General features: G+C 72.5%; 18 protein-coding genes and 1 pseudogene. 6 read left to right on the top strand and 13 right to left on the bottom strand.

Annotated features, from left to right (window positions below; genetic code table 11):
- Positions 1-45: 45 nt before the first annotated feature.
- Complete coding sequence (locus ACIBI5_RS05145; protein ID WP_397243321.1) at positions 46-1,686, bottom strand: acyl-CoA dehydrogenase family protein; 1,641 nt, start codon at positions 1,684-1,686, stop codon at positions 46-48.
- A gap of 30 nt (positions 1,687-1,716) precedes the next feature.
- Between ACIBI5_RS05145 and ACIBI5_RS05140 the strand changes: the two genes are divergently transcribed.
- On the top strand, positions 1,717-2,433 hold the full coding sequence (locus ACIBI5_RS05140; protein ID WP_397243319.1) for a PaaX family transcriptional regulator C-terminal domain-containing protein: 717 nt from the start codon (positions 1,717-1,719) through the stop codon (positions 2,431-2,433).
- Here the strand turns inward: ACIBI5_RS05140 and ACIBI5_RS05135 are convergent.
- The 3 genes from ACIBI5_RS05135 to ACIBI5_RS05125 form a co-directional block, all read right to left on the bottom strand.
- The gene (locus ACIBI5_RS05135) at positions 2,423-3,463 is read right to left on the bottom strand and encodes a hypothetical protein (RefSeq protein ID WP_397243317.1); all 1,041 of its coding nucleotides are present in this window, start codon (positions 3,461-3,463) and stop codon (positions 2,423-2,425) included. The genes ACIBI5_RS05140 and ACIBI5_RS05135 overlap by 11 nt on opposite strands.
- 64 nt (positions 3,464-3,527) lie before the next feature.
- Positions 3,528-4,916, bottom strand: a complete 1,389-nt coding sequence (locus ACIBI5_RS05130) for a glutamate--cysteine ligase (RefSeq protein WP_397243315.1) — start codon at positions 4,914-4,916, stop codon at positions 3,528-3,530.
- A 34-nt stretch (positions 4,917-4,950) separates the two neighbouring features.
- A complete protein-coding gene (locus ACIBI5_RS05125) occupies positions 4,951-5,658 on the bottom strand; it encodes an SDR family oxidoreductase (RefSeq protein ID WP_397243313.1) in 708 nt (235 codons plus the stop codon).
- Between the two features lie 103 nt (positions 5,659-5,761).
- Here ACIBI5_RS05125 and ACIBI5_RS05120 point away from each other — a divergent pair, with 103 nt between their 5' ends.
- Both ACIBI5_RS05120 and ACIBI5_RS05115 read left to right on the top strand, forming a co-directional pair.
- Positions 5,762-6,592: a helix-turn-helix transcriptional regulator gene (locus ACIBI5_RS05120; RefSeq protein ID WP_397243311.1), complete on the top strand. Its 831-nt coding sequence runs from the start codon at positions 5,762-5,764 to the stop codon at positions 6,590-6,592.
- A gap of 1 nt (position 6,593) precedes the next feature.
- Complete coding sequence (locus tag ACIBI5_RS05115; RefSeq protein ID WP_397243309.1) at positions 6,594-7,619, top strand: zinc-dependent alcohol dehydrogenase family protein; 1,026 nt, start codon at positions 6,594-6,596, stop codon at positions 7,617-7,619.
- Here the strand turns inward: ACIBI5_RS05115 and ACIBI5_RS05110 are convergent.
- Positions 7,616-7,987 (bottom strand): annotated as a pseudogene (locus ACIBI5_RS05110) (serine hydrolase); the annotation flags it as partial. The gene ACIBI5_RS05115 and the pseudogene ACIBI5_RS05110 sit on opposite strands and share 4 nt — an antisense overlap.
- Positions 7,960-8,244 (bottom strand): serine hydrolase domain-containing protein, encoded by a 285-nt coding sequence (locus ACIBI5_RS05105; protein ID WP_397243307.1) that lies wholly within the window; start codon positions 8,242-8,244, stop codon positions 7,960-7,962. The gene ACIBI5_RS05105 and the pseudogene ACIBI5_RS05110, both read right to left, overlap by 28 nt.
- Between ACIBI5_RS05105 and ACIBI5_RS05100 the strand changes: the two genes are divergently transcribed.
- On the top strand, positions 8,171-8,332 hold the full coding sequence (locus ACIBI5_RS05100; protein ID WP_397243809.1) for a hypothetical protein: 162 nt from the start codon (positions 8,171-8,173) through the stop codon (positions 8,330-8,332). The genes ACIBI5_RS05105 and ACIBI5_RS05100 overlap by 74 nt on opposite strands.
- A gap of 102 nt (positions 8,333-8,434) precedes the next feature.
- Here ACIBI5_RS05100 and ACIBI5_RS05095 read toward each other — a convergent pair whose 3' ends face one another.
- Entirely contained in the window at positions 8,435-8,893 is a 459-nt protein-coding gene (locus ACIBI5_RS05095) for an Lrp/AsnC family transcriptional regulator (RefSeq protein WP_397243305.1), read from the bottom strand.
- Between the two features lie 115 nt (positions 8,894-9,008).
- Here ACIBI5_RS05095 and ACIBI5_RS05090 point away from each other — a divergent pair, with 115 nt between their 5' ends.
- Positions 9,009-10,223, top strand: coding sequence for a M20 family metallopeptidase (locus ACIBI5_RS05090; protein WP_397243303.1), 1,215 nt, complete (start codon positions 9,009-9,011; stop codon positions 10,221-10,223).
- A gap of 187 nt (positions 10,224-10,410) precedes the next feature.
- Here ACIBI5_RS05090 and ACIBI5_RS05085 read toward each other — a convergent pair whose 3' ends face one another.
- Complete coding sequence (locus tag ACIBI5_RS05085; RefSeq protein WP_397243301.1) at positions 10,411-10,884, bottom strand: RrF2 family transcriptional regulator; 474 nt, start codon at positions 10,882-10,884, stop codon at positions 10,411-10,413.
- Positions 10,885-10,966: 82 nt separating this feature from the next.
- Between ACIBI5_RS05085 and ACIBI5_RS05080 the strand changes: the two genes are divergently transcribed.
- Positions 10,967-11,722, top strand: a complete 756-nt coding sequence (locus ACIBI5_RS05080) for an SDR family oxidoreductase (RefSeq protein ID WP_397243299.1) — start codon at positions 10,967-10,969, stop codon at positions 11,720-11,722.
- Here ACIBI5_RS05080 and ACIBI5_RS05075 read toward each other — a convergent pair.
- The 5 genes from ACIBI5_RS05075 to ACIBI5_RS05055 are packed head-to-tail and all read right to left on the bottom strand — an operon-like array spanning position 11,719 to position 16,442.
- Positions 11,719-12,408: an NAD(P)-dependent oxidoreductase gene (locus ACIBI5_RS05075; protein ID WP_397243297.1), complete on the bottom strand. Its 690-nt coding sequence runs from the start codon at positions 12,406-12,408 to the stop codon at positions 11,719-11,721. The genes ACIBI5_RS05080 and ACIBI5_RS05075 overlap by 4 nt on opposite strands.
- Positions 12,405-13,412 (bottom strand): NAD(P)-dependent alcohol dehydrogenase, encoded by a 1,008-nt coding sequence (locus tag ACIBI5_RS05070; RefSeq protein WP_397243295.1) that lies wholly within the window; start codon positions 13,410-13,412, stop codon positions 12,405-12,407. The genes ACIBI5_RS05075 and ACIBI5_RS05070 overlap by 4 nt, the downstream gene beginning before the upstream one ends.
- 56 nt (positions 13,413-13,468) lie before the next feature.
- The gene (locus ACIBI5_RS05065; RefSeq protein WP_397243293.1) at positions 13,469-14,170 is read right to left on the bottom strand and encodes a TetR/AcrR family transcriptional regulator C-terminal domain-containing protein; all 702 of its coding nucleotides are present in this window, start codon (positions 14,168-14,170) and stop codon (positions 13,469-13,471) included.
- 44 nt (positions 14,171-14,214) lie between these two features.
- On the bottom strand, positions 14,215-14,898 hold the full coding sequence (locus ACIBI5_RS05060; protein WP_397243291.1) for a response regulator: 684 nt from the start codon (positions 14,896-14,898) through the stop codon (positions 14,215-14,217).
- Positions 14,895-16,442 (bottom strand): sensor histidine kinase, encoded by a 1,548-nt coding sequence (locus tag ACIBI5_RS05055; RefSeq protein WP_397243289.1) that lies wholly within the window; start codon positions 16,440-16,442, stop codon positions 14,895-14,897. The genes ACIBI5_RS05060 and ACIBI5_RS05055 overlap by 4 nt, the downstream gene beginning before the upstream one ends.
- Between the last annotated feature and the right edge of the window lie 176 nt (positions 16,443-16,618).

Here is a 16,618-nt window from a genome sequence, read left to right as displayed (position 1 = left end):
CGCCGGCGCCGTAACGTGCTCATGGAGCCGCTCGTCCGGCACGGATCACGCGATGGCGCCCGCCAGCAACGTGTCGAGGTGGTCGGCGTGGGGGGTGTCCAGGCCGCGCAGCGGGCCGCGCTCGGCCAGGTGCGCCTCGGCGTAGAGGCGGGCCACCAGCGCCTTGCGCTCGTCGTCGATGCCCCACGTGGCCTGCTCCTCCAGCAGCGCGGCGGCGTAGACGTCGGCCATGAACTGGGCCAGTGGGTAGAGCCTGGCCTCGTCGGGGGCGCCGAGCCAGGCCTCGACGGCCTTGGCGAGGTCCTCGACGCGCTCCTGGGTGAGGGGCGAGGTGGCGGCGCCGCGCAGCCGGTCGAGGAAGGGCAGGTGGGCCTGCTCCTTGAGCATCGCCCGCCGTACGTCCAGGCAGAGGATGTTGTCGCCGCCCTCCCAGATGGGGTTGACCTGGGCGTCGCGCAGCAGGCGGGCGACGGGCCACTGCTCGATGTAGCCGTTGCCGCCGTGCACCTCGATGGCGTCGCTGGCGGCGGTGACGCCGAGCCTGGCGGTGCGCAGCTTGATCACGGCCGGGCCGAGCCGCAGCCGGTTGATGAGGCCGTCGAAGACCATGGCCTGTGCCGCCTCGACCTCGACGATCAGCTCGGCGAGCTTACGGCGCATGAGCGGCTGGGCGATGAGCGGCTTGCCGAACGCCTCGCGGGCGCGGGCGTAGCAGACGGCCTCGACCAGCGCGCGGCGGGCCACGCCGACGCCCATCATGGACACGCCGAGCCGGGAGGCGTTGGTGAGCTTCATCATCGTGCCGAGGCCGGAGCCGGAGCCCGAGCCGGACAGCAGGAACGCCTCGGCGCCGGTGAACTCGACCTCGGCCGAGGCGACCGAGCGGGTGCCGAGCTTGTCCTTGAGCCGGCGGATGCGCACGCCGTTGCGCACGCCGTCGCGCCGCTCCCACAGGACGAGGAACGGCTTGACCTCCTCCGACGGCAGCCGGGCCAGCACGACGAAGGCGGAGCCGTTGGCGTTGGAGGCGAACCACTTGAAGCCGTCCAGCCGCCACGCCTCGCCGTCGGGGACGGCGGTGGTCTCCAGGGCGGCCAGGTCGGAGCCGCCGGTGCGCTCGGTGAACATCTGCGCGGCCTCGCCGGAGTAGAAGCCGTTGGCGAAGATCTCGCGCACCCGGTCGCGCACGTCCGCCGGCGCGTACTTCTCGGCGAGTTGCACCACCATGTCGCCGCCGGTGCCGAGCGCGCAGCCCATCCCGATGTCGGCCTGGTTGAGCAGGTAGGTCCAGGCGGCGCCGAGCGCGGCCGGGCTGGCGCCGTGGTCGAGCGCCTCCTTCACGAAGGCGGGCGCGAGGAAGTTGTCGGCCATCATCGCCGCGCGGGCGGTGTGGAAGGAGGGCGGCATGACGACCTGGCTGACGTCGCGGCCCCACTTGTCGTACTTCTCCAGCCGCGGCGGGTTGCGGTCGGTCTCCTCCGCGCACTCGGCCACGACGCCGCCCGTGACGACGCCCAGCCTGCGCAGGTACGGCTCCGCCCACGGGTAACCGTCGCCGAGGTGGTGGCGCATGAGCAACTGCAGCGTGGGGTCGATGGCCCACCAGTCGCGCCCGGCGGCGCCCTGGTAGCGCTCGGTCGCGTAGCGGTCACTGTTGTCGAACGGTTCGATGAGATAGCGGCCCATGCTCGGAGTGTTACATATACTCAACACGCGATGGAAGAGCGTAATAGTCTCAGTGCCCGGTCCGCCGTCCTCAGCGCGCTGCTCGGCAGCCACCCGCCCCGCCTGGCCGCCCGACACCTCGTGCGCATCGGCGAGCTGTTCGGCATCGCCGAGGGAACCGTCCGGGTGGCCCTGTCCCGGATGGTCGCCGCCGGCGACCTGGTCCAGCAGGACGGCCGCTACACCCTGTCGGAACGCCTGCTCGAACGGCAGGGCAGGCAGGACGAGAGCCGCGACCCGCACACCAGAATGTGGGACGGCGCCTGGGAGATCGCGCTGGTGACCGCCGAGCGGCGCGCCCCCGCCGACCGGGCCGCCTTCCGCCACGCGATGGGCGCGCTACGCCTGGCCGAACTCCGCGAGGGCACCTGGATGCGCCCGGCCAACCTCATCAGGGACTGGCCGGAGAGCGTCACCGCGCAGTGCACGCTCGTCGACGGCCGCCCCCGCCGGGATCCCACTCCCCTCCTGTGGGATCTCGACGGGTGGGCGGCCGAGGCGCGCGCGCTGGAGCGGGAGCTGGAGCGGGCCGACGGGCTGGCCGAAGGCTTCATCGTCTCCGCCGCGGTCCTGCGCCACCTGCTGAAGGACCCGCTGCTGCCACCGGCGCTGCTGCCCGCCGGCTGGCCGGGCGCCGAACTGCGCGAACGCTACGACGCCTTCGACCGGTCCTACCGCGAGGTGCTGATGAAGCACCTCAGAGACTGACCCCGAAGACCACGCGCCGGTTCTTGAACTCGGTGACGCTCCAGAGCCTGCCGCCCTGCACGGTCAGGTCCTCCGGGCCGATCGGGAAGGGCCGGGCGCTCAGCTTGGCGCCGTTGGTGACCAGGAGCCTGCCGTTCCTGTCGGCGTCGAAGGCCTGGCTGAGGTACCACGTGCCGCCCTGGGAGACCGCGCCCTGGATCTTGGCGGCGCCCATCTGGAAGCAGTCGCGGGCCGGGCCCGGCCGGTTGCCGGCCAGCTCGTAGCGGACCACCCGGCCGGTGGGCCCGTCCGGGTCGTACTCGCCGGTGATCAGCAGGTCGGGGCCGGCGCTGCGGTCGATCGCCACGAACGAGAAGATCGCGCCGCTCGGCGAGGCCAGCCGCCAGAAGTCGCTCTGCGGGACGACGTAGCGATAGCCGAAGGCGTGGAACCTGCCCCCGTGGCGGCCCACGCGCTTGTCGTCGCCCAGGTCCTTCTGCGCGGTGCGCAGGTCCAGCATGGTGTTCAGGTCGAAGACGCGCAGGCCCCGCTTGGTGTCGGCCACGTAGAGCAGGTCGCCGTACCAGGCGATGCCGCCCGCGTGGATGTCGATCGGCCCGTACGAGCCGTCCGGCTTCGCCTCGACCAGCAGCACGTGCTGGTACTTCAGCGTGGACGGGCTGAGGAACGTCACCCGGACGCCCCGCTCGGGCACCGGCGCCTTCGGCTTGAAGTACCAGCTGACCGCGAACACCGGCACGCCCGCCTCGCCGGAGTCCTCGCCGCCGGTCAGCCCCTGCGGATACCAGTCGACGGTCTCCTGGTCCCTGGCGTCGAAGGCGTACCACTCGTGCGGCTTCGGGCTCATCGCGCCCAGCGCCGCCGGGGCGCCCTTGCGCACGGCCGTCCTGTTGGCCTGGGCGAGCAGCGCCTCGACGCCGGTGCTGCCGATCTCGCCGGCCAGCTTGGCCGCGCCCTCGGCGAGCTCGCCGGGCGCCTGCCGCAGCGCGAAGGGCGCCGCGTCTGCCGGGACCATTCCCGTGGTAGCCATGTACCCCTCGCTTATCCGTCTCCTTTGTCTCCGTTTGACGAATGGGGCGGGCCAGAAGTTGCGTTCAGCGCCACAAGTGCACCGGCAGCCCGGACAGCGCCAGCTCGCGATAGCGCCGCACCAGCCGCTCCACGTCTCCGTCATAGCGTTCCAGCGCCTCGCGCTGCCACACCGATCCGGTACGGCGCAGCCGTACACGCTGCTCGATCACCGCGAGCGCCCGGTCGGCCTCGTCGGCCGCGACCCCCGCCCCGAGCAGGGCGGCCCTGGCCTCGGGCAGGAGGGCGAGCACCAGGTCGGCGGCGGGCAGCTCGCACTCGCGGCCCGGCCAGGACAGCCGCGCGTCCAGGCCCTTCTGGGCGGCCCGGTAGAAGTTCTGGTAGGCCTCGGCGAAGCGGTAGCCGGTCAGGTCGTGTTCGGCGCAGGCCAGCGTGAGCCCGATCAGGAACGCGGTGTTGGCGATCATGTCCGCGCAGCTCGGCCCTGCGGGCAGGGCGCGCATCTCGACCCGCAGGTGGCCACCGTCGCCGGGGTCGTAGACGGGGCGGTTCCACTGCCAGACGGTGCCCTGGTGAAGCCGGAGCTCGGCCAGCTCCCCATCGGACGACATATCCGGCATGACGGGGTCGTAGTCGCGGACGTACCGCTCGAACAGCTCATACGCCCCCTCGTGCACCCAGTCGGAGCCGAACGTGACCCGCCCGTCCTTTCTGAAGCGCCGCTCCACGTCCCGGTCGTCGGCCGCCTCCTCCATGAGCGCGATGCGCGTCTCCTCCCAGAGCGTGCGGCCGAGGAACAGCGGCGAGTTCCCGCAGGCGGCCAGCACTGGCCCGGTGGCCAGCTGCGCGGCGTTGAACAACCGGGCGAAGCGCTCGGGCGGCGTGCGCAGGTGCACCTGCCAGGAGGTGTTGGCCGCCTCCAGGACGACGTCCTCCACCTGCAGCTCCAGGTCGTCGATGACCACCAGGAACGGCTCCACGCGCAGCCGCCTGATGCCCCTGCTCAGTGCCCGGTAGCGGTTCTCGTCGCTGATCGCCTGCCGGGTGAAGTCGCCGGTGCCGAGTGTGGGCAGGATGCCGATCGGCAGGGCCCCGCCGCCCTCGACCGCGCCGTCCGCCTTCAGCAGCGTCTCCTGGATCTCCGCCCCCATCGCCGAGAACGGCCGGCCGGCCAGCGGCACCGGTGTCAGGTTGATCTCCAGGTTGTACCTGCCCAGCTCCAGCACCACGCGGGGGTCGTCGAGGGCGGTGCGTACCTCCTGGTTGCGCGGCAGCGGCCGGCCCTTCTCGTCGATGAGGAAGAGCTCCAGCTCGGCGCCGAGCGTCGTCGGGCCCTGGCCGAAGCCGGGCCTATCGAGCAGCGCGCGCAACGTGCCGAGCTGCTCTTCCAGCCGCTCTCCGAAACGGGCGAACTCCGCCTCGGAGAACCGCTCCTTGTCCAAGTCTCGTCCCATCCCTCCCTTCTGTCCTGGGGGCGGGCGTCCACACCTACCAGGGCACCGGACCGGCGTCCTCGAAGTAGCCGCCGCTCGGCCCGTCGCCGGCCAGCGTCGCCAGGTGCAGCGCGATGGCGGCGCCCTGCGCGGCGGTGCGGAAGCCGGTGTGGCCGTTAAGGTCGGTGGCGCAGTAGCCGGGGTTGGCGGCGTTGACCTTGATCGGGGTGTCCATGAGCTCCTTGGCGTAGGAGATCGTCACCATGTTCAGCGCGGACTTGGAGGAGTTGTAGGCCAGGTAGTTGTGCGGGTAGAGCGGGTCGTCCGGGTCGATCGCCCTGGCCAGCGAGCCGAGCTCGCTCGACATGTTCACGATCCGGCCGCAGGGCGCGCGGCGCAGCAGCGGCAGCATGGCGTTGGTGACCGTGACCACGCCGAACACGTTCGTCTCGAACACCTGCCTGAGCACCGCAGCGTCGGTGGCGCTCGGGCGCGGATCCTCCTGCGCCACGACGATGCCGGCGTTGTTGACCAGGATGTCCAGCGTGCCGTACTCCTCCTCCAGCCACTTCGCCGCGGCCTGCGCGCTCGCCGGGTCGGTGACGTCGAGCCGCACGTACGGCTGGCCGATCCGCCCGGCGGCGGCCCGCCCGCGCTCCTCGTCGCGCGCCCCGACGACGGCGGTGACGCCGCGCTCGCCGAGCAGCCGGGCGATCTCGAAGCCGATTCCCTTGTTCGCGCCTGTGATGAGAGCTGTCGTCATGCCGTCGAGATTCGCGCCGGCGCGGCGCGGGCGGGAGAGACCTCCCGAGACTGGGATCGGCGGTACCACCCTGGCTCGCGGCCGATGACGGACGATGAGAGACATGAACCGCGAAGAACTGGCCGGCTTCCTGCGCAGCAGACGTGCCCGCCTCGCCCCGCGCGAGGCCGGCCTGCCCGAGGGCGGGCGCCGCCGTACCCCGGGGCTGCGCCGCCAGGAGGTCGCCCAGCTCGCCGGCATGTCGATCGACTACTACATCCGGCTGGAGCAGGCCCGCGGCCCGCACCCCTCGCGCCAGGTGCTCAACGCGCTGGCCAGGGCGCTCATGCTCAACACCGACGAGCGGACCCACCTGTTCCACCTGGCCGGGCAACCGCTGGAGGCCACCCGGCGGCGCGGCGACGTGCCCGAGGGCACCCTGCACCTCATCGCGTTCCTGGAGGAGGTCCCCGCCTACGTCCTCGACGCCAAGTACGACATCCTCGCCTGGAACCCGATGGCCGGCGTCCTGATGGGCGACCTCGACTCCCACCCGCGCGAGGACCTCAACGTCATCCGCTGGGTCTTCCGCGCCCCCGACCTGGCCGAGCATCTCGGCGACGAGGAGAAGGGCCGCTTCGCCCGCGCGTCCGTGGCCGACCTGCGCTGGGCCGCCGGCCGCTACCCCGGCGACCCCGAGATCCAGGCCCTGGTGGCGGAGATGCTGGCCTGCAGCCCGCAGTTCGCCGCCCTGTGGGACGAGCACGAGGTGGCGGTCCGCAGGGAGCAGCGCAAACGCATCCACCACAGCGCCGTCGGGACCATCGACGCGATCTGCCAGGTACTGCCCGTCCCCGACCGCGACGACCTGCGCCTGGTCCTCTACACCACCGAACCCGGCTCCCCCTCTCACCAGGCCTTGCGCAGGTTGCGGCAGGTGACCCTAAGCTCATGAGATGCGAGCGGTAGCCTTTGACATCTTCGGCGGCGAGCTGGACCTGCGCGAGCTCCCCGATCCAGCGCCCACGCCCTACGGGGCGGTGATCAGGGTCGAGGCGACGGGCCTGTGCCGCAGCGACTGGCACGGCTGGCAGGGGCACGACCCCGACATCACCGCGTTCCCGCACGTACCCGGGCACGAGCTGGCCGGCGTGGTCGTCGCCACCGGTTCCCTGGTGCGCGGCTGGTCCGAGGGCGCGCGGGTGACCGTCCCGTTCATCTGCGCCTGTGGATCCTGTACGGCCTGCGCCGCCGGAGACCAGCAGGTGTGCGAACGGCAGACCCAGCCCGGCTTCACCCATTGGGGCTCCTTCGCCGAGTACGTGGCCATCGACCACGCCGACGTCAACCTCATCCCGGTGCCGGAGGAGATGGACTTCACCACGGCCGCCGGCCTCGGCTGCCGCTTCGCCACCTCCTTCCGTGCCATCACCGAGGTCGGCGACGTACGCCCCGGCGAGTGGGTGGCCGTGCACGGCTGCGGCGGCGTGGGCCTGTCCGCGATCATGATCGCCACCGCCGCGGGCGGCCGGGTCGTGGCCGTGGACATCAGCACCGACGCCCTCCACCTGGCCGAACGCGCCGGCGCCACCCATTTCGTCAACGCCTCGGCCGGTGACGCCGCCGCCCAGGTCAGGGAGCTGACCAGGGGCGGCGCGCACGTCTCCCTCGACGCCCTGGGCAGCCCGGCCACGTGCGCGGCCTCCGTCGAGTCGTTGCGCCGCCGGGGACGGCACGTCCAGGTCGGCCTGCTGCCGGACGCGGCGACGCCGATCCCGATGGGCCGCGTGATCGCGCACGAGCTGCGGCTGCTCGGCAGCCACGGCATGGCCGCCCACGCCTACCCGAGGATGCTGGAGCTGATCAGGGCCGGCATCCTGCACCCCGACCAGCTCGTCACCCGCACCATCGGCCTGGCCGACGCGGGCAAGGCGCTGGCCGCCATCGGCTCGGTGCCCGGCGTCACGATGATCGTCCCCTAGCCGCACAGCCCCTTCTCCAGCACGGCCTGAAGCGCTGGGACCGCGTCGCCCCGGTACGGGGTGGCGCTGACGGTGACCTGCCGCCCGCCGTCGGCGCTGTGGAAGGACCCGGTGACGTAGCCGGGGATGCCGCCGCCGTGGCCGTAGGCGGTGCCGCAGGAGGTCGTGAACAACTCCAGCCCGAGGCCGTAGCCGCCGCCGACGCCCGCGGTCTTCATCAGCGCGAGTTCGCCCGGCCGCAGCAGCCTGCCGCCGAGCAGCGCCCGGAAGAACGTGTTGAGGTCGGCGGTCGTGGACATGACCCCGCCGGCGGCGCCCGCGACGGTGGGGTTGAGCCGGGTCACGTCGCGCGGCGCGCCGTCCACTCCTTGAGCATGCCGTTCTCGTCGATCACCTCGCCGGTGTGCTCGGGCACGCCGCTGGTGTGGCCGAGCAGGTGCTTGATCGTGACCGTCCCGGCCTCCTCCACCACGTTCGGCAGGTGGGCGCTGAGCGGGTCGTCCAGCTTCAGGCGGCCCTCGGCCACGAGTTGCAGCACGACCGTGGCGGTCATGACCTTGGTGACGCTGCCGATGCGGAACCGGCCGTCGACCGGGGCGCGGCGCGGGCCGCCGAGCTCGGCCACCCCCGCGGCCGGCCTCGTGCTCCTGCCCGGCCGCCTGACCTCCGCGATCGCGGCGGCCGAGCCGGAGGCGACGACCTTGTCCAGGTAGGGGCGCAGCGGATCCGGGTGCCCGGCGGGGGCGGGCGCGCGGCATCCGGGCAGGGCCCTGCCGCCGCCCTGATCCCCCTACTCCCCGGGGAGGAGGGGCGGCTCATCCGAGCACCTTGATCTTCTTCATCGTGGGCTGGGAGATCACGCGGGCGACGCCGGGAATGCCGATGATCTTCCCGGTCTGGAACGCCTCGTAGGCGGCGTAGTCGGCCACGAGCACGCGCAGGTGGTAGTCGGGTGTGGCGAACAGCCGCCGGAACTCCACGACCTCCTCGTAGGCCGCGATCGTCCTCTCCAGCTCCTCCAGCGTCTTCAGGTCGCTGACGCTCACCTCGATCGAGACGATCACTTCGAGACCGGCGCCGAGGATCTCGTGGTCGACCGTCGCCCGGTACCCGCTGATCACCCCCGCCTCCTCCAGCCGCTTCACCCGGCGCAGGCACGGCGGCGGCGTGAGCCCCACCCGCCGGGCCAGCTCGACGTTGCTCAACCGGCCGTCCTGCTGGAGTTGAAACAATATTTCGCGATCAATGGCATCAAATACGTATTCATTGCCCATCACGCCACGATAGCGCCATAAATGGAAACCATATGAGGCCCCATCCGCACTAGAATTTCGCCGAACCCCCGCCTTGAGCCCGGATTCCGGCATGCCCAGAGGAAGGCAACAGATCATGACGAACCCCGCCGCCCAGGTCCAGGACTGGCTGGACGCCCGCGCCGACGACATGGCCGCCCTGCTGACCCGCCTGGTGGCCGTGGACTCCGAGAACCCGCCCGGCCGCGCGCTGGGCCGGTGCGCCGCGATCCTGCGCGAGGAGATGTCCCGCCTGGGCCTGACCCCCGAGATCCTCCCCATCCCCGACGCCCCCGGCGACCTGGAGGAACCGTGCGTCGTGCGCGGCACCGCCGGAGAAGGCGCCAGGCTCCTCTACTTCCACGGCCACTTCGACGTCGTCCCCGCCCAGGACCGCGCCCAGTTCACCGCGGAACGCCGCGACGGCCGCATCATCGGCCGCGGCGCCGCCGACATGAAGGGCGGCATCGTCAGCATGCTGTACGGCGCCGCCGCCGCCCGCGAACTCGGCCTCCTCAGCGGCGGCCGCATCGTCATCCACCTCGTGTGCGACGAGGAGACCGGCAGCGTCACCGGCTCCGGCCACCTGCGCGAGGCCGGGCTCATCGACCCGTCCGCGCTGGCCATGCTCACCGCCGAACCCAGCGGCGGCGGCATCTGGAACGCCGCCCGCGGCGCCGTCTCGCTGCGCGTGGACGTGGCGGGCCGCGAAGCCCACGTCGGGCAGGCGAACCTCGGCGTCAACGCCTTCGAGCACATGCTCCACGTGGCCCGCCCGGTCCTGGACTACGCCACGGAGATGGCCGGGCGGCTGACCGCCTACCCCATGAACCCCGCCGACGCGCGCGGCACCATGCTCGTGGTCGGCGGCCGGTCCACGGCCGGGTCCAACTTCAACGTCGTGCCCGGCTCCGCCTCCTTCACCGTCGACGGCCGCTACAACCCGGAGGAGGACCTGGAGGGCGAGCTCAAGCGCCTGACCACTCTGATCGAGCACGCCGCCGGTGAGATCGGCGCCGACGTCACCGTCCGGACGACCCAGCTCCAGCCCTCCGCCGCCACCGACCCCGCCCACCCGGCCGCCGCCTCGCTGGCCCGCGTGGTGACCGCGGTCTCGGGAGAGCCCGCCCGGTTCGAGATGTGCGCGGGCATCCTGGAGATCCGCTGGTACGCCCAGCTCGGCATCCCGTCCTTCGGCTACGGCGCCGGCCGCCTGGACGTCTCCCATGGCCCCGAGGAGTACATCGACGAGAGCGCCATGCGCCGCTGCGCCACCGTCTACGCCCTCTACGCCGCCGACCTCCTCACCTAATGGGAGCTACCGGGTCGGCCGCGCTGGCAGCCGACCGGACCACCCTCGCGCCGGGCACCCCCCGAGCATCCCGCCCCACGCGTCGCTCACCCGCGCGCCCACGCATGGCACACGGGATCCGGCGCGCCTCCGTCCCATGGCTCGGCTCGCCCGGCGGGCCGTACCGGAGAAAGGGGGTTGTCGGGCGTCAGGTGAGGGTCGTGAGGCGGTGGCGGGTGCGGGCGGGGGCTGTCGGGGGGATGCCGGTGAGGATGTCGGCCAGCGTGGTCGCGGCCAGGGTGCGGCGCCAGGCCTGGTGCGCCTCGGCCATCTTGACGGCCAGGACGCACGGCGCCCGGCACTCCTCCGTCGGCAACGCACCCCGTCCCTGCTGCCGGATCTCCCGGCACTCGTACGGCGACGACGTCCCGTCCACCGCCTCCACCACCTGCAACAGGGTGATCTCGGCAGCCGCCCGTGCCAGCCGGAACCCGCCCCGGGGCCCCGTGCTGGCGCTCAGCAGCCCGGCCTTGACGAGCGCCTTCAGCTGCTTGGCGAGGTAGGGCACGGGCAGGTCGAAGTACAGGGCGAGCTGGGTCGTGGACGCGCTCGTCCCCGGCTCGAGCTGCGCCAGCGTCGTGGCGCAGTGCAGGACCCATTCCGTGCTCACAGGCAACTTCACGCCCATAAGTCTATAGGAGATATTACGGACCCATTTAGTCCGTGATACTGTCACCCCGGTACCGAGACGAGGAGAGATCATCATGCGCATCGCAGTAGCCGGCGCGACCGGCAACATCGGCGCCCTCACCATCGCCGCCCTCGAGAAGGACGGGCACGAGGTCGTCGGGATCAGCCGCTCGCTGGGCGTGGACCTGTCCACGGGCAAGGGCCTGGACGAAGCGCTGACCGGCGTCGAGGCGGTCGTCGACGCCATCAGCATGCCCGGGGCGGCCGAGGCCGAGACGGTGGCGTTCTTCGCCGGCGCCACCGGCAACCTGCTCGCCGCCGAGCAGCGGGCCGGCGTCCGCCACCACGTGCTGCTCTCGATCGCCGGCCTCCACCGCACCGCCGGCAACGCCCACTACGCCGGCAAACGCGAGCAGGAACGCCTCGTGTCGGCGGGCCCCGTGCCGTGGACCATCGTGCCGGCCACGCAGTTCCACGACTTCGCCGCGATGGCCGCGAGCTGGGACGAGCGGGACGGCGTCGCCAGGGTCGCCCCGCTGCTCATGCGGCCGATCGCCCCCGCGGACGTGGCCGCCGTCCTGGCCGAGGTCGCCACCGGCGGGCCGCAGGGCCGGTACGCCGACATCGCGGGGCCCGACCAGCAGGACCTGGTCGACCTGGCGCGGCGCACGTACGCGGCGCGCGGCCAGGAGATCGTGCTGGTGCCGACGTGGTCGGGCATCTTCGGCCCGGACATGGCGGGCGAGGTCATGCTGCCCGGCGAGGGGGCCCGGATCATGCCGACCACGTTCGACGAATGGCTGGCCGGTCAGGTCCCGGCGGCGAGCTAGCCGCGCGTCCGCGCGTGGGCACGGGCCGACGCCGTCTCGCGGCCGACGATGGCCGGCGCCTCGTGCACGAGTTCGTCGTTGGTGAGCGCGTCCACCATGAACAGGGCGAAGTCGATGCGCCGGGTGAGGTTGCCGGCCAGGACGGGGTCGCCCACGTGCCGGCTCCACACGGGCAGCCCCTGGCTCTCGCCCTCCTCCAGGTCGCTGCCCCGCACGACCGTCCACCGCGTGTCGCTGGCGAAGATACGCCGGCAGGCCTCCACCTGGTCGCGCAGGTCGGCGAAGCGGACCAGCCGGGCGAGCACGCCGAACACCGCCGCGAACGTCCGCAGCTGCCAGGTGTAGACGTCCTTGCCGTCGCGGGTGATGTGCCACCCGCAGGAGAACACCAGGCGGGCGCCCGGCCGCGCGTGGTCCATGACCGCCTGGGCGGTGCCGCTGGAGTACTTCCGCACGCCCCACGGCACCAGGACCGTGAGAACTCCGTCGCATCCGGCGACCGCGCGTTCGATGACCCGCCGGTCGTTGGTGTCGCCGGGGACGATGGTGATGCGGTCCTTGACGGCGTCGAGCTTGCCGACGCTCTTCTTCCGGCAGACGCCGACGACCTCGTAGCCGCGTTCCAGGGCGTGCCGGACCATGTACCGCCCCAGCTTGCCCGAGGCGCCGACGATACAGACCTTCATCGAGTTTCCCCCTGTCCGATGGTGATGACGACCTTGCCGCGGGCCCGCATGCTCTCGACGTACCGGATCGCCTCCGGGATCTCGGCCAGCGGATACACGCGGTCGATGACCGGCACGATCTCCTTGGCCGCGAGCAGCTCGGCCAGGTGGTTCAATGCCTGCTTGCCCGGCTTCCACGAGACGCCGGTGATGCGCTGCCCGACGAACCTCGTCACGACCATGCCCTTGATCAGCTGCGCCAAGGGCCCGAGCACCCGCCCGCCGCCGGAGGTCAGGCCGCCGACGAGCGCCAGCGTGCCCTTCGGCGTCAGCGCGCGCCTGAAGTCCTTGAGCGAACGGTTGCCGATGAGGTCCACCAGCAGGTCGTAGGGCTCCGGCGGCCGGGTGAAGTCCTCGCGGTTGTAGTCCACGACCTCGTCGGCGCCGAGCGAGCGGACCAGGTCGGCGTTGCCGGCGCCGCACACGCCGGTGACGTGCGCCCCGAGCGCCTTGGCGAGCTGGACGGTGAAGGTGCCGATGCCCCCCGAGGCCCCGTTGACCAGCACCCGCTGCCCGGCCGCGAGCCCGTCGAGCGCCTTCAGCGCCGTCTGCCCCGCCATGGGCACGGCCGCGGCCGCCTCGAAGCTCACGTCCTCGGGCTTCAGGACGAGCGTCTCCTGGGGTACGGCTACCGCCTCGGCGAAGGCGCCCAGCCGTACACCTCCGAACACCTCGTCACCCACGGCGAGGCCGCGCACGTCAGCCCCCACCCGTTCGACGACCCCGGCCAGGTCGGCACCGAGGATCGACCCCGGCCTGGGCCGCCGCAGCCCGGCGGAGAGCCGCACCAGGTGCGGGTCCGAGCGCAGGTGGCGCCAGTCGGCGGGATTGACGGACGCGGCCCGTACCCGGACCAGGACCTCGTGGCGTCCGGGCTCGGGCTCATCGACCTCGCGCAGGGCCAGGACGTCCGGCGAGCCGTACCGCTCCCAGACCCAAGCCTTCGTACGTCGTAAGGTTGCCATACGTCATAAGGTTGCCGTACGACGTAAGGTTGTCAAGTCCCAGCCTGAGACGGCTCTCAGCCGAGCCGGCGGCGCTCCAGTCCCTCAAGAATCAGATCGAGCGCGAAGGAGAACTCCGTGTTGTCATCGCACCAGCTCAGCGTGGTTTCGGGAGGTTCATGGGCGATCGCCGCCATCATCCCGGCCAGATGGGGATATTTCATACTCATCTGTTCCATCATCGCCTCGTCCATGTCACCGGCCGGATCGTCCGGCTCGAACAACTCCTGCGTGAACCCCATCGCCCGGCTGCCCAGCGCGTGCAGCGCGTGGTGCGCCAGATCGTAGGTGAACCCGCCCGCCCGCAGAATCCCGAGCACGCCCTCGTAGTAGGCGATCGCCGCCTCGCTGAGCGACGAGCGCGTCTGGATCACGCCCGGCGCCCACTTGTGCCGCAGCAGCACCTCGCGCGCGGCGAGAATCCGCCCCCGCAACGCCGCCTGCCAGTCACCGGCCGGATCCGGCCCCTCAGCGACCTCGACCGCGCCGAGGATCTCCCCGATCACCATCTCGACCACCCCGTCGAGGATCGCCTCCTTGTTGGCGACGTGGTGGTACAGCGACATCGGCTCCACCCCGAGCTCCTGCGCCACCCGCCGCATCGTCAGCGCGTCGAGCCCGGCCCGGTCGGCCAGTTCGACGGCGGCGCGCAGCACCCGCCTGCGGCTCAGCGGGACACGAGGCTGCTCATCGGATTCTTCGTCGGTCCAAAGAGGCACCCCAGCACTTTACCCGTACACCGTAAGGCCCAGTCCAGGCGGCTCTAGCCGTCGCCGGGCCGCCCGCCCGGGGAGATCAGGCCGGTCTCGTACGCGAGCACGACCGCCTGCACGCGGTCACGCAGGCCGAGCTTGGACAGGATGCGGGCCACGTGCGTCTTCACCGTCGTCGCGCTGAGCGTCAGCCGGTCCGCCAGTTCGGCGTTGCTCAGGCCGGTGGCCAGCAGGCGCAGGACCTCCAGCTCGCGCGGCGTCAGGCCGGACAGGTCGCGGTGCAGGGCCGCGCGGGCGTCGTCGCGGCGGGCGAAGCGCTCCACCAGGCGGCGGGTGATCGTGGGCGCGAGCAGCGCGTCGCCGGAGCGGACCAGCCTGACCGAGGCCACCAGGTGCTCGGGGGTGACGTCCTTGAGCAGGAAGCCGCTGGCTCCGGCGGTGAGCGCGGCGTAGACGTAGTGGTCGAGGTCGTAGGTGGTCAGGATGAGCACCCGGGTGTCGTCCGCGCCGCCGGTCGCGATCTGCCGGGTGGCCTCGATGCCGTCCGTCCCCGGCATGCGGATGTCCATGAGCACCACGTCGGGCCTGGTGCGCCGGACCGCGGCGACGGCTTCGGCCCCGTCCGCCGCCTCGGCCACCACCTCGATGCCGTCGGCCGTCAGGATCATCCTGAACCCGGTGCGGACCAGCGCCTGGTCGTCGGCGATGACCGCGCGCAGCGGCGGCGGGCTCACGCGGCGGTCCAGGGGATACGGGCCCTGAGCCGGTAGCCGTCCGCCCCGCGGGTGGTCTCCAAGGTCCCGCCGTACAGGGCGAGCCGCTCGCGCAGCCCGATGAGGCCGCGGCCCTGGCCGGTGCCGGGCCCGGCGGCCGTGCCGCCGCCGGTGTCGCCGACCTCGACCACCAGGAAGTCGCCCGCGCGGGCGACCGTGACGGTGGCCGCGGCGCCCGCCGCGTGCTTCATCGTGTTCGTCAACGCCTCCTGTACGACACGGTAGACCGCCAGGTCCACCCCCGGAGGCAGGGGCTGGAGACCGGCCTCGACCCTGGCCTCCACCTGGAACCCGGCGGCGCGTACCCGCTCGATGAGTCCGTCGAGCTGGTCGATTCCCGGCTGCGGTTCGAGCCCGCCGGGACGCTCTTCGGACGCGGCGAGCAGCCCCATCACATTGCGCAGCTCGGCCATGGCGGCCCGGCCGCTGGCCTCGATCGCCACCAGGGCCTGCTTCGACTGCTCGGGGTGCGCGTCCATCACCTTGCGCGCGGCCCCGGCCTGGATCACCATCACGCTCACATTGTGGGTCACCACGTCGTGCAGTTCGCCCGCGATCCGGGAGCGTTCGGCCTGGACCGCCCTGCGCGTGGCCTCGTCCCGGTCCCGTCGCAGCGCGTCGAGGCGCTCGCGGTTGCGCTGCCAGAACCGCACGAACACCGCGAGCGCGCCCGCGCTGAGCAGCACCACGTACGGCCCCAGCCAGCTCGGCAGGCTCGGCACGATGTCCGCGCCGGCGGCGCCCGCGAGCACGGCCGCCAGCAGGACCCCCGCCGCCGCTGCCACCCGGTGGCGGCTGTGCGCGAGCGCGCTGTAGGCGGCGATGACGCAGGCCAGGACGGTGATCCAGGTCTCTCCCCCGTCCATGGCCAGCGTCGCGAGCACCACGGCCCAGAAGCTCGTGAGCGGGAGGCGGCGGCGGGCCGCCAGCGGCAGCGTGCCGAGCACCACCAGCAGCACCGCCAGACCGGCGTCCTCGTCGGAAACGGGCACCACCGGCTCGGGCGACGGCATCGCGCCCGCCGGCCCGCCGGTCGGCGGGGTCATGAGCGGCGGGGTGTTGAGCGGCGAGGTGTTGAGCGGCGGGGTCACGGCCGGCAGGACCGGCGGCGTCGGCAGATCAGGCGTGGCCGGCAGAACCGGCGGCGTCGGGGGCGTGGGCGCGGCCGGCGTCGTTGGCGGCGTGGGCGCGGCCGGCGGCGGCTTGAGCGTGGCCGTCGGCGGCAGGGTCGGCGGCGGTAGCGGAAGCGGCTGGGTCGCCGGCGGATGGGCGGACCGGGGTGCCGCGTCGTGGCGGAGGCGGAGCAGGTCCGACACGGGGTGGGGCACGGCACCACGGTCGGCTTCGTCCAGGCTCGTCGTCGCGAACACCGCCATGACGGTCAGGGCGATCGCGAGCAGCGCGTCGGTGACGAGCGCCGTCCGGGACGGCCGGGCGGCCGGTGTCTCCGGGCGCAGCAGGCCGCGCACGTGCTGCCGCCAGAGCCGCCGTTCATCAGCTGTCACCTGCGTATTGTCGCGTTTGCCCGGCTACCGCGCATCGTCCCGAGTGACCGGGGCGGTAGTCCGGGGGACGTACATCGCGAGGATGACGTCCCGGCGGGTCATCCCCGGGAGGGAGCCGACATCGCCGTCACGGCCGACGCGCCCACCGGTCCCCCGCCCCTAGCGTCGTCCCCACT

The sequence above is a fragment of the Nonomuraea sp. NPDC050540 genome (assembly GCF_044457485.1).
In the GTDB taxonomy this organism is placed as follows: Bacteria; Actinomycetota; Actinomycetes; order Streptosporangiales; family Streptosporangiaceae; genus Nonomuraea.
This window is presented reverse-complemented; position numbering and strand designations above follow the sequence as displayed.